Source organism: Sulfitobacter sp. AS59 (assembly GCF_038899995.1).
Classification (GTDB): domain Bacteria; phylum Pseudomonadota; class Alphaproteobacteria; order Rhodobacterales; family Rhodobacteraceae; genus Sulfitobacter.
Genome location: NZ_JBBMQK010000001.1, coordinates 346,065 through 358,842 on the forward strand (window position 1 = coordinate 346,065; position 12,778 = coordinate 358,842).

Here is a 12,778-nt window from a genome sequence, read left to right on the forward strand (position 1 = left end):
CATGATATGACGTATCTTGGCTTTCGCCCGGCGCAGCCTTCGCTATGTTGCGGCAAAGGTTTTGAGGACTGATTTGATGAGCAACGATCCACTGGTGGTATTCACGCCTTCGGGCAAGCGCGGGCATTTTCCCAAAGGCACCCCCATTCTGACGGCGGCGCGTCAATTGGGCGTTGATCTGGATTCGGTCTGTGGCGGGCGCGGCATTTGTTCGAAATGTCAGGTGACGCCGGGTTTTGGCAAGTTTTCCAAGCATGGTGTGACCGTGCAGGATGATGCGCTGAGTGAATGGAACAGCGTCGAGCAACGCTATAAGGACAAGCGCGGCCTGATCGACGGGCGTCGCCTTGGCTGTCAGGCGCAGGTAATGGGCGATGTCGTCATTGACGTGCCCGCCGAAAGCCAGGTGCACAAGCAAGTGGTACGCAAACGGGCCGAGGCGCGTGACATCGTGCTGAACCCGTCAACCAAGCTGTTTTACGTCGAGGTGCAGGAACCCGACATGCATGACCCGTCAGGCGATCTGGAGCGGCTTTGCGCCGCGCTAAAGGACCAATGGGAGCTGGAGAACGTAAAGGCGGATCTGCAGATATTGCAGGTGATGCAAAAGATTTTGCGCAAGGGCGATTGGAAAGTGACCGTGGCCGTGCATCTGGGTGATGATGAAAACCCGCCGCGTATCATGCATCTGTGGCCGGGATTCTATGAGGGTACGGTTTACGGGCTTGCCGTCGATTTGGGCTCCACCACCATTGCGGCGCATCTGTGCAACTTGCAGACCGGAGAGGTCGTTGCATCATCAGGCGTGATGAACCCGCAAATCCGCTTTGGCGAAGATTTGATGAGCCGGGTCAGCTACTCCATGATGAACGAAGGCGGCGCGGATGAGATGACCCGCGCGGTGCGCGCCGGCATGAACACCCTGTTCGATGAGATTTGCGCCGAGGGCGGCGTGGATAAGGGCCTGATCGTGGATGCTGTTTTCGTCTGCAACCCCGTCATGCACCACCTGTTTTTGGGCATTGATCCGTTCGAGCTGGGACAGGCCCCCTTCGCCTTGGCCACATCCAACGCGCTGCGCATGCGCGCGGTCGAGCTGGACCTGACCATTCACCCCTCGGCGCGGATTTACTTCCTGCCCTGTATTGCGGGCCATGTGGGGGCCGATGCCGCCGCCGTCGCGCTGTCAGAGGCACCGGATAAATCCGACGATCTGGTGTTGGTTGTCGATGTGGGCACGAACGCTGAAATCCTGCTGGGTAACCGCGAGAAAGTGCTGGCGTGTTCCTCGCCCACCGGCCCCGCATTCGAGGGTGCTCAGATCAGCAGCGGGCAACGTGCCGCCCCCGGTGCCATTGAGCGGGTGGAGATTGACCCCGTGACCAAAATCGCGCGGTTTAAGGTGATCGGCAGCGATCTGTGGTCCGATGATCCCGCGTTCGAGGCCGAGATCGGCGCAAGCGGTGTGACCGGTATCTGCGGGTCCGGCATTATCGAGATGGTCGCCGAGATGCGCATACATGGCATCGTCGACGCCCCCGGCCTGATCGGCACAGCCGAGCAAACCGGATCGCCCATGGTTTTTGCCGACGGGCGCACCAATTCCTATCTGGTCTATGACGGCACCGCCCATGGTGGCCCCAAGATCACCGTGACCAACCGCGATATCCGTGAAATCCAGATGGCCAAGGCCGCGCTGTATTCAGGCGCGCGCCTGCTGATGGATAAATTCGGCGTCGACAAGGTGGATCGCATCGTGCTGGCCGGGGCCTTTGGTGCGCATATCAGTACCAAACATGCGATGGTGTTGGGGATGATCCCCGACGCGCCGCTGGACAAGGTCACATCGGCCGGGAACGCCGCAGGCACCGGCGCGCGGATCGCCCTGCTGAACAGCGCCAGCCGTGCCGAGATCGAAGAAACCGTGCGCAACATCCACAAGGTTGAAACCGCGATCGAGCCCCGCTTTCAAGAGCATTTCGTCAATGCCTCGGCCATCCCGAATGCCGTTGAACCCTTCCCGATCCTGAACAGCATCGTCACCCTGCCCACGGCGACCTTTAACACAGGTGGTGGCGGCGATGGTCCGGGCGGCGGGCGGCGCCGTCGGCGCGGTTAACCAGCGCACAAGGGCCCCGTATTCTGGCCGTCATGACCGATGCCATCGCGCAATTTGACGGCCACGCCATCCCCGCGGAGATAACTTTTCACCGCCCGCAAGTCCTGACTTGACGCTCTGCGCGCCACGACCTAAATCAGGTCCACGGCGCGCGGGTATGGTGAAAAGGTATCACGGCAGCTTCCCAAGCTTTAGTTACGAGTTCGATTCTCGTTACCCGCTCCAAGCCGAAATCTAGTTTACAACGATTTTGTCACAGGCTTGAAAGATCGCATTTACGGTGCTCATTTATGAAGGAATGGGCACGCGGGTTGATGATCTCTAAATTAGATGTCGGTTCCAACTTCTAACCGTAGTTGCCAACCCAATCAGGCCTCGGACCTTCGGGAAACGTCCATTCGTAGCCCGTTTTTCTCTCTAAGCGACGGAGTATTTTCATAAGGCTTTCATGCATATGCGCATCAATGAACGTTATGAGTTCCTCCCACTCGTTTCGACCACCGAAAAAGAACCCAAGTCTCATCTGCATGCTTACCTTGAACCCATCATCATCAAAATGTAACTCAATACCACTATTTATCGTTTTATGAGTACCATTGTGAGCATATCTTTGGTGGCGAAGGTCCATAATGTCTTGGTGAACGGGTCTTAAATGCTCCGGAATATCTGTCTTTGACAGCTTAACCGCTCCATTTCCGCTTGCGAATAGACGCGCATAGGTCACAATAAATGCAGTTGTGAGAACTTCCTGCTCCATTAGTGCCTCTGCCGTCACTTCAATTTCGGCCGTTCTTAGACGGTGGTAGATATAACTAAGACTTGATGTTGTTGGTATTGCTTTCGCAAGCCTAATTAGACCTTTGATGTCGTTATCGGCGATCCGTAGGACCTTCTTACCTTGCTGCTTGCGTGCCTCAGCGGCCTCGCGATACTCCTTCGGTAGAAGATTGAAAAATTCTTCTGGTACATATACGAACTCTTCATCTTCCCGAAGATTGTATAGGTCTGATCGCGTCATATTGAGCACTCCTCAGGGACGTTAAAATCAGCTTTCTGGGCCTAGCAGATGAGTCGAACCGATATCTCTGAAATCAGATCGCTTTGCTGGTCAGAGTGCCCGCAGTCGGCATGTACCTCCTTAAGCCGCAAATTCCCCTACTCAGAGCGTCGCACGTTCTCTGAGGACGTGCCCGCTTTGGCCGTGGACACGTTGATGACCTCTAAAATCTGATAGGCCCCCGCAGCGATGACAACCATGGCGACGACGGCGATTAGAAACGCTTTCATGTTATGGCTCCTTGCGTGCTGCGGGTTTTGGTCCGGCGACCTCTTCGGCCCAGATGCTGTGATGTTCGCGGGCCCATTGTTCTTCGACTTCGCCCTTGCCCATGGCATCAAACGCGCCTTCCATGCCGATGGACCCCAGATAGATATGCGCGAAAATAATCGCGGTCAGGATCAGGCTGATCAGGGCGTGCCACAGTTGGGCGTATTGCATCTCTTCCTGCGGGGCCAGCGGGTATGGCAGATCGGCAAACCCGAACCATCCCGGCGCGCCCAAGCCGTTCAGCCACGAAAACGTATGACCAAAGAGATTGAATTCAAACGGGAAAAGCAAGGATAGACCGGAGAGGGAGATCGACCCGCCCAGCAGGATCACCGCCCAGAAGATCAGCTTTTGGCCCGCGTTGAACTTTTTCGCAGGCGGGTGTCCGCCCCCGATCAGCCCACCGCCCTTTGCCAGCCAGCGCAGGTCTGTGCGGTCGGGGATATTGTGGACGACCCAAATGATGAACACGAATATCAGCGCGATCATAAAGGCCCAGGACACGTTGTTATGCACCCATTTGCAGACAATCGCGACGGATGAAAACGCCTCGTGACCGAAGGCGGGGATCAGCACGGTGCGGCCAAACAACGAGATCAGGCCTGTCACCCCCAGCAGCACAAAGGACGACGCCAGCATCCAGTGGCCAAAGCGTTCAAAGGCTTGAAACCGGAGCAGCGTCCGCCCGGTTTTTTCGCCCTCAATACGGATACGGCCCCGGATCAGATAGAACAATGCCAGCGCCAGCAAGGTGCCGCCCAGCAGGTAAATCGCGATGGTTTGCAGGGGGCCACGACGAAAATCGAGCCACCACATGCCGCCGTCCTGGATCAGGGTCGTGGCCGCAGGCACACGCGCTTGTGTGGTAATGTCAGCCTTGCCAAAGCGGAAGGCGCGCCACAGATCGGCGTCAGACGCCCCGCCAAGGGTGCCCAGCTGGTCAGTGGTGGACATCGCTGCATCCGGATCGCCAAGCTCGTTCGCGCGGATCACATCGTCCGCTGTTTTCAGCCCCTCTTGCCGCCGCAAGATATCATCCAGCTTGGATACGGCGGGGTTGCTATCCACCGTGCTGGTCTGAGGCGGTACATTGGTTTGCGCATAGCCCTCCGAAGGCACGGCGACCCCCATCAACACAGGCAGACAAATCAAGAAGGCGGCAATCAAACGCTGCATCGTTATATCCCTTTTGGCTGACCAAATAGGGGCGGTCCCGTAACAGGCCGCCCCTATGATTGTCATATCATAACGGGCAGTTAGCCGCCCTTTTGTTCGTACGCCGTGCCCCAGCCCCATGCGCCAGAGCCAAAGCCCCGTGCCACAACCCGTTCGCGGTAGATGCCCGAGACGACATCGCCGTCACCGGCAAGCAGCGCCTTGGTTGAACACATCTCGGCGCAGATCGGCAGTTTGCCTTCGGCGATGCGGTTGCGCCCGTATTTCTGGAATTCGGCGGTGGAGTTGTTTTCTTCGGGGCCACCGGCACAGAAGGTACATTTGTCCATTTTCCCGCGCGATCCGAAATTGCCCGCTTGGGGGTATTGCGGCGCGCCAAAGGGGCACGCGTAAAAGCAATAACCGCAACCGATGCACAGGTCTTTCGAGTGCAACACCACACCGTCGTCTGTTTGATAGAAACAGTCGGTGGGACAAACGGCCATACAAGGCGCGTCCGAGCAGTGCATACAAGCGACCGAGATCGACCGTTCGCCCGGTTTGCCATCGTTGATCGTGACAACCTTGCGGCGGTTAATACCCCACGGCACTTCGTGTTCGTTTTTACAGGCGGTGACGCAGGCGTTGCATTCGATGCAGCGTTCAGCGTCGCAGAGGAATTTTGCTCTAGCCATCTTATCTCTCCCTTACGCTGTCCAGATTTTGCAAAGAGTAGCCTTGGTCTCTTGCATCTGGGTTACACTGTCATAGCCATAGGTTTGCGCGGTGTTGGCGCTTTCGCCCAAGACATACGGATCGGCCCCTTCGGGATATTTATCCCTTAGATCAACGCCTTCCAGATGCCCACCGAAGTGGAATGGCATGAACGCCACGCCTTCGCCGACCCGCTCAGTCACCATGGCCATCACTTTGACCTTACCGCCTTCGGGGCCTTCGACCCAGACTTGTTGCCCGTCACGGACGCCCAGATTGTTGGCATCGCGTGTGTTAATCTCGACGAACATGTCTTGCTGAAGCTCGGCCAGCCACGGGTTTGAACGTGTCTCGTCGCCCCCACCCTCGTATTCAACCAAGCGGCCAGAGGTCAGGATAATCGGATAATCCTCCGAGAAGTCCTTCTCCTGGATCGAGGCGTACATCGTGGGCACCCGCCAGAATTTCTTATCCTCGTAGGTTGGGTAATCGGCCACCAGATCGCGGCGGTTGGAATACAACGGCTCGCGGTGGATCGGCACCGGATCAGGGAAGGTCCAGACCACGGCACGGGCTTTGGCATTCCCAAAGGGCGCACACCCGTGGGCAATCGCAACCCGCTGAATACCGCCCGACAGGTCGGTCTTCCAGTTCACGCCGCCGGTCTTTTGAACGTAATCCGATGGAATTTCACCGGTTTGCGAGGTTTCACCGACTTCTTCGTTGGCGGCACCACCATCATCGGACGCGTTGCCCATATTTGGATCACCGTCAGGGAAACCAGCGACAAAGTTGATCGATGCGCGTTCTTCGTCGGTCAGGTCGCTATCCCAACCCAGATCACGCAGCATTTGCATGGTGAACTCGGGATAACCGTCCTCGATCTCGGACCCGGCCGAGAATACGCCCTCGGCCAGCAGGTTCTCGCCGTTGCGTTCCACACCGAAACGGGCGCGGAAGGTCAGCCCCCCCTCAGCCACCGGCAGCGACATATCATATAGGTTCGCGGTGCCGGGGTGGTTCATCTCGGCGGTGCCCCAAGACGGCCATGGCATCCCGTAGAAATCGCCATCGGCCGGCCCGCCATTCGCCCGCAAGGTCGTGCGGTCGAACGTGTGTTGATTGGCCATGTGCATTTTCATCCGCTCGGGGCTTTGGCCCGTATAGCCGATGGTCCACATGCCGCGGTTAAACTCGCGGGTGATGTCCTCGACGTTTGGCTCGCCACCTTCTTCAATGGCAATGTTGCGGAAGATTTTGTCGTGGAAACCGAATTTCTCGGCAAACATCGCAATGATCGTGTGATCGGGCAGCGATTCAAACAGCGGATCAACCACCTTGTCGCGCCATTGCAGCGACCGGTTGGACGCCGTCACAGAGCCGCGCGTTTCAAACTGCGTACACGCGGGCAACAGATAGACCCCGTCGCTGCGGTCCTGCAGCACGGCGGACACTGTCGGATAGGGATCGACCACGACAAGCATGTCGAGCTTTTCCATCGCCGTCTTCATTTCCTTTTGGCGGGTTTGCGAGTTTGGCGCATGGCCCCACAAAACCATCGCCCGAGTGCTGTCGGGTTGGTCAAGGTCTTCGGCATCTTCCAAAACGCCGTCAATCCAACGGCTTACTGGAATACCGGTCAGGTTCATCATCGGCGTATCGCCAACAGTTTCGCTGCTGAACCGGCCCTTGAGGTAATCAAGGTCTTCTTCCCAGACCCGTGCCCAGTGTGCCCAAGCCCCTGCGGAAAGGCCGTAATACCCCGGCAGCGTATCTGCCAGAACGCCAAGGTCCGTCGCGCCCTGCACGTTGTCGTGGCCGCGGAAAATATTGGTGCCGCCGCCTGCGGTGCCCATGTTGCCAAGGGCCAGCTGCAAGATGCAGTAAGCGCGCGTGTTGTTGTTACCATTGGTGTGCTGGGTGCCACCCATACACCAAATCACGGTGCCGGGACGGTTGTTGGCCAAGGTCCGCGCCACACGCTCAAGCTGGGTGCCGGGGGTACCGGTGACACGCTCGACTTCGTCTGGCGTCCATTTGGCCACTTCGGTCCTGATCTCTTCCATGCCCCAGACACGGGTGCGGATGAATTCTTTGTCTTCCCATCCGTTTTCAAAGATATGCCACAAGATACCCCAGACCAGGGCCACGTCCGATCCGGGCCGGAAGCGTACATATTCGTCTGCGTGGGCCGCCGTGCGGGTAAAGCGCGGGTCGCATACGATCAGCGGCGCGTTGTTTTGTTCTTTGGCTTTCAGCAGGTGCAGCAGCGACACGGGGTGTGCCTCGGCCGGGTTGCCCCCGATGATAAAGATCGCCTTGCTGTTGTGGATGTCGTTATAGCTGTTGGTCATGGCGCCGTAGCCCCATGTGTTTGCCACACCCGCAACCGTGGTCGAGTGGCAGATACGTGCCTGATGGTCGACGTTGTTGGTGCCCCAATAGGCCGCGAACTTGCGGAAAAGGTAGGCTTGTTCGTTGTTATGCTTGGCAGAACCCAGCCAGTAGACAGAATCCGGCCCGCTTTCCTCGCGGATTTTCATCATGCCGTCGCCGATCTCGTTGATCGCCTGTTCCCAGCTAAGGCGAACCCACTGACCGCCTTCTTTTTTCATCGGATATTTCAAGCGACGTTCGCCATGGGCATGTTCGCGAACCGATGCCCCTTTGGCGCAATGCGCACCGAGGTTGAACGGGCTGTCCCAGCCGGGTTCCTGCCCCGTCCAGACGCCATTATCGACCTCGGCGATCACGGTACAGCCGACGGAACAGTGGGTGCATACTGATTTAACCGTTTCAACCGCGCGGGTCGCGGCGGTTTGGGCAGTCGCTTTGGTGACCGAACCGCCTGTCGCGGCAATGGCCGTCAGCCCGCCAATAGCAAGGCCCGATCCGCGCAGAAACCCGCGTCGGTCGATGGTGCTATTGCCGTTGTTCACCACAATCGGCGCGCGGCCTGATCTGCGTGTATACCCGTTGGTCTTCTTCCTCAGCATGGTATTTCTCCCTTTTTCCAGCATCCGCCGGAGAATTCTACGTCGCTCACCGTGGTGGCATGTCAGGCCGTTTGCCGGTGTTGAGTTGGCTATTAGAAACTAGAAACGTGTGCTTTCCAGATAGGCGCGGGTGTGCGCGGTATCCTGCATGGTCTCGGATGACAGGTCTGCCGGTTGCGCTTCGGCCCCCGTTGCCCCACCCGCTGCAATCGCGGCGGCGGCCACGGGTGCCGCTGTGCCTGCAAATTTCAGAAAGTCGCGGCGGCTTGCGCCTTTTGTCTTGTCCGTCATTTGGTACCTTCCCTTCGAGTTATCCAGCGGGCGTCCCCACCAGAGAGTTACGCATTACCGTTCAGCTTTGATCATGCGGAATGCTTCGCGTTCGATATCCATAAAGGCCGCGCCAACGGCCCCCACAGACGCGTATAAAACTGATGATTTGGCAGCTTGCAGATCGGCAAAATAATGCGCCGCCCAACTGCCGATATGAGCGTTAAAGAATTGCTGTTGTTCGCTGATTGTGGCCACGCGGCCAAACCGCCCGACGATCATGCCCGCCATCATCTCCATCAAGGATGCGATGTTGTCTTCGGGCTCGAACACGTCTTGGGCGCGGGTCATACCAAGGCTGGCCATGGTCTTGCGCAAATTTGCCAACGGCTTTTCGTTCAAAAATCCGGTCAGGTAATAGCTGGCATAGGGCAGTAATTCACCGCGCCCCAAGCCGATGAACAAGGCATTGAATTCCGTGCGCACCGATTTCGGCCGCGATACCTTGGCCACGCGCGCCAGCCCTTGGATCGCTTGGCCCAATGGGGTCTCGTCGCCCTCCAGGTTTGCGGTTTGATCCAGCAACATCTGATCAGGCGGCCCGGACAGCATCACCCCAAGATAGTTGTACAGATCCGCGCGCAGGCGGTCCTCTTGGATCACTTCGGGCAATGTTGCGGCCACGTTCATGCGTTTTGCCCTTCGATATGAAATTGCATGCGGCGACGGGTCGGCGCGGTTTGTTCGATTTCTTCGGGCTCTTCGACGTGGGTGCTATCAACCGGTGCTGCCTCCGTGGCGGCGATCACCTCGTCCTCCACCAGCAGCACATCTTCCTCTTCGTCGTCTTCGGCGTCGTCATCATCCACCACCAACGCGGTCTCAGCGGGTGCCGCCGCTTGGCGTTCCATCTCTAGCAGATGTGCCAGCATACCTTTGCCGACCTGATAGCCGGTCTTGATCGGCCCCTGCCCTGTGCTGCCGGTTAGGTAATCGTCGTCATAATCGTTCAAGCCATCGACGCAGGCCAATACAGGATTGCTGCGCCACAGGGATCGCAACGCCCGTTTGCGCAGATGTTGCGGGACGGTCTTAACCATGAACGCCTTAACGTTATCGCCCAGTACCAGCGCATCAGGATCGGGCAGGCCCAATTCCTCTAGAATTTCGGCGTCGGTCTTTTCCGCCAGCTCCGCCTGCTGCTCTGCAACAACGGCGTCATCGGCTTCGCGTTTCAGCGCGGCCTCTTCTGCGGCGACGGCGGCACGTCTGCGGGACCATGATGAAAGTGCTGCGGTCAATTGATCACCTCGCGGCGGCGCGGGGCGCGGTACACATCGGTGGTTTGGCGGATCCGGGAATCGCCCACGCCATCATCCGTCTGATCCACCCGCGCATTCTTGCGACGGCGCTTCACAAACGCTTCTTCCTCGTAGTGTTTTTCGACAAATTCGATAACCAACGCACGCAATCCATGGGGCATTGGCAGCTTTTCAACCAGTTCTTCGGCTGAATCGCAGTAATCCTGTGCCTCGTAGGGCGATGCCGTCACAAGGGCGACGGACCACGGCACGCCGCCGCTTTCTGCATTGGGGCGTAGCACCGTATAGATCGACGGGACGCGGGCCTGCAATTCATGTGCATAGGCCTCGGCATCCGGAACATATAGGGTAAGTGGCAGGGTGGCCGCGTGGTATTCGGTAACGTCGCCCTCGGTCCTTAGGACCTTCCAATCGGCTTGCGCTGCACCGGGCAAAATATCCGTGACCGTCCAGGCATATTTAGCCCAGCGTGTAGCCCCCGGTGTGCGTCTGACAACGACACCAACAGGGATGGTCACTGAATTTGGGTGGCTACGCGGCAATTAAATCCCCTCGTGTGGCTGCCCGTATGCTGACGCAAAACTTGGAAAACGACAAAGGTTTTTTTGATATTTCCCTTCACGCGGTTGTTATGCCGCGATGCGGCATCCACAGACACCAATGATTACTGGTTAATGCGGTTAAGTGATTGCACATAAATATTATTCAGCCCGGGTGATGCTGCACCTGCATTAGGCCCCGACCCGCACAGAAACCAGATTTGCGGTTTACTGTGCGCCCATTTCCTGACTACCTGAAGCACGATCCACAATCGGCACAGGGGGATATCATGACGAAAACGTTGTTGGTTTGTGATTGCCTCGGCTCACAGCAGGTCGATTTCAAAACCTTGGGCGAAGCAACCGGAATGAGCTGTTCGGGATGCCACACAAGCCTGTGCACCACGCAGATCGAAACCGCCGCCAAGGCGATCTCGGCCGGTGATGTGGTCATTGCCTGCGCCCAAGAAGCCCCCCGTTTCGCCGCATTGGCCGAAGAGCTGAACGCCGATGAACCCCTATGCGTCGATATTCGCGACCGCGCGGGCTGGACCGCCGATGGCGATGATACCACACCCAAAATGGCCGCGCTGATTGCCGACGCAATGCTGGCCCCCCCGCCACCCAAATCAATCGACATCATCAGCGAAGGCACCTGTTTGATCCTTGGGGACGAAGAGGCGGCCGTTGCGGCGGCTGAAAAACTGTCTGATGCGCTGGCCGTGACGGTATTGCTGGCACCGGGCAGTGCATTTCTGCCCACCCCCGCCTATGACATCGTGATCGGCACCCTGCGCGGTGCAAGCGGCACCTTGGGTCAGTTCGACATTCGCATTGATCATTTCCAACAAAGCCTTGCTGGGGGCCGTGGCACCCCTGCCCTGACCGACCCGCAAGACGGTGCGGTGTCGCAATGCGACGTGATCCTTGATCTGTCCGGGGGCCAGCCGCTGTTCCCCGCGCCCGAAAAACGCGACGGTTATCTGCGCGCGGACCTGGGCAGCCAGCCCGCCGTGGCCGATGCCATCTTGGCGGCGAGCCAGATGGTCGGCACCTTTGAAAAGCCGCTGTATATCAGCATGGAACCGACGCTTTGCGCCCATTCGCGCGCGGAACAACCCGCCTGCTCAAACTGCCTGAACGTCTGTCCCACGGGTGCTATCCTGTCTGCGGGCGAAACCGTCAGCATTGATCCGATGATCTGTGCCGGTTGCGGGGCGTGCGCTGCCGTTTGCCCCTCCGGTGCCATCACCTATGACGTGCCGGGGCCGGATCACATGTTCCGCCGGATCAGCACGCTCGCGCGCAACTATCGCATGTCCGGTGGCGAGGATGCAGCACTTTTGGTGCATGATGATCACGGCGCTGAAATGATCCAGCTTGCCGCCCGTTTTGGTCGCGGCCTGCCCGCCCATGTGATCCCGATGGAGGTCAGCGCGCTGTCAGGCTTTGGCCATGCCGAGATGCTGGCCGCCCTTGCCAGCGGGTTCAGCCATGTTGATATATTGCTGGGCCATAAAACCGAACGCGACGCCCTTGATCCGCAGCTGGCGCTGGCCGATGCGATAGCGCCTGGTCAGTCTGCATTGCTGGATTTCGCAGACCCCGACGCGCTGTCGGACCATCTGTTTAGCCGCGCGCCGATGGCCCCCACGGCCGACCCGATCCTGCCCATTGGCAGCCGTCGGCAGGTCGCGCGTTTGTCGGCCAAGGCGCTGAACCCCGATGAACAGGTTCTGACGCTACCTATTGATGCCCCTTATGGCGCGGTTTTGGTCGATACCGATGCCTGCACCCTGTGTCTGTCCTGCGTGTCATTGTGCCCGTCGGGTGCGCTTGGCGATAATTCCGACCTGCCGCAGCTGCGCTTTCAGGAAGACGCCTGCCTGCAATGCGGGCTCTGTGCCAATATCTGCCCTGAAAACGCGATCACGCTCGAGCCGCAGTTCAACCTGACCGAAACCGCCCTGCAACAGGTGATCTTGAACGAAGAAGAACCCTTTGCCTGTGTGGAATGTGGGACGCTGTTCGGGGTTAAATCCACCGTTGAAAAGATCGTCGAAAAACTGGCCGGAAAGCATTCGATGTTTGCCAATTCCGACACGGCGCGGATGATCCAGATGTGTGACGGCTGCCGCATCAACGCGCAGTATCATTCCCAGAACAACCCGTTTGCAGGTGCCGAACGCCCCCGTCCGCGCACCACCGATGATTATCTGTCAAAGCGCAAGGATCACTGATTTTGCAAGCCAGCGCCCCGATCCGCCAGTTACAAAAACAAATACCCCTTTCCCATTGCCGCAACCGCACCAACCCACAAGGTTGACCGCACAGCG

At 58.3% G+C, this 12,778-nt stretch carries 11 protein-coding genes and 1 tRNA gene; 3 read left to right on the forward strand and 9 right to left on the reverse strand.

Annotation, left to right across the window (positions count from 1 at the left end):
* Positions 1-76 precede the first annotated feature (76 nt).
* Entirely contained in the window at positions 77-2,119 is a 2,043-nt protein-coding gene (locus WNY39_RS01730) for an ASKHA domain-containing protein (protein ID WP_342843548.1), read from the forward strand.
* A gap of 151 nt (positions 2,120-2,270) precedes the next feature.
* A tRNA-Gly gene (locus tag WNY39_RS01735) sits at positions 2,271-2,344 on the forward strand.
* Positions 2,345-2,465: 121 nt separating this feature from the next.
* On the opposite strand, the gene WNY39_RS01740 is transcribed toward WNY39_RS01735, so the two are convergent.
* From WNY39_RS01740 to WNY39_RS01780, 9 genes are all read right to left on the reverse strand, one after another.
* Complete coding sequence (locus WNY39_RS01740) at positions 2,466-3,137, reverse strand: hypothetical protein (protein WP_341234531.1); 672 nt, start codon at positions 3,135-3,137, stop codon at positions 2,466-2,468.
* Positions 3,138-3,274: 137 nt separating this feature from the next.
* Positions 3,275-3,406: a hypothetical protein gene (locus WNY39_RS01745; RefSeq protein WP_342843551.1), complete on the reverse strand. Its 132-nt coding sequence runs from the start codon at positions 3,404-3,406 to the stop codon at positions 3,275-3,277.
* Position 3,407: 1 nt separating this feature from the next.
* Positions 3,408-4,622 (reverse strand): formate dehydrogenase subunit gamma, encoded by a 1,215-nt coding sequence (locus WNY39_RS01750; protein ID WP_342843553.1) that lies wholly within the window; start codon positions 4,620-4,622, stop codon positions 3,408-3,410.
* A gap of 80 nt (positions 4,623-4,702) precedes the next feature.
* A complete protein-coding gene (gene fdh3B, locus WNY39_RS01755) occupies positions 4,703-5,296 on the reverse strand; it encodes a formate dehydrogenase FDH3 subunit beta (RefSeq protein ID WP_093914846.1) in 594 nt (197 codons plus the stop codon).
* A gap of 12 nt (positions 5,297-5,308) precedes the next feature.
* Entirely contained in the window at positions 5,309-8,311 is a 3,003-nt protein-coding gene (locus WNY39_RS01760; RefSeq protein WP_342843555.1) for a formate dehydrogenase subunit alpha, read from the reverse strand.
* A 99-nt stretch (positions 8,312-8,410) separates the two neighbouring features.
* On the reverse strand, positions 8,411-8,602 hold the full coding sequence (locus WNY39_RS01765; RefSeq protein ID WP_341234535.1) for a twin-arginine translocation pathway signal protein: 192 nt from the start codon (positions 8,600-8,602) through the stop codon (positions 8,411-8,413).
* A gap of 54 nt (positions 8,603-8,656) precedes the next feature.
* Complete coding sequence (locus WNY39_RS01770; protein WP_342843557.1) at positions 8,657-9,271, reverse strand: molecular chaperone TorD family protein; 615 nt, start codon at positions 9,269-9,271, stop codon at positions 8,657-8,659.
* On the reverse strand, positions 9,268-9,882 hold the full coding sequence (locus WNY39_RS01775) for a DUF3306 domain-containing protein (protein WP_342843559.1): 615 nt from the start codon (positions 9,880-9,882) through the stop codon (positions 9,268-9,270). The genes WNY39_RS01770 and WNY39_RS01775 overlap by 4 nt, the downstream gene beginning before the upstream one ends.
* Positions 9,879-10,445, reverse strand: coding sequence for a DUF3305 domain-containing protein (locus WNY39_RS01780; RefSeq protein WP_342843561.1), 567 nt, complete (start codon positions 10,443-10,445; stop codon positions 9,879-9,881). Before WNY39_RS01780 ends, WNY39_RS01775 begins: the two co-directional genes overlap by 4 nt.
* Before the next feature lie 287 nt (positions 10,446-10,732).
* Between WNY39_RS01780 and WNY39_RS01785 the strand changes: the two genes are divergently transcribed.
* Entirely contained in the window at positions 10,733-12,682 is a 1,950-nt protein-coding gene (locus tag WNY39_RS01785) for a 4Fe-4S binding protein (protein ID WP_342843563.1), read from the forward strand.
* Positions 12,683-12,778: the final 96 nt, after the last annotated feature.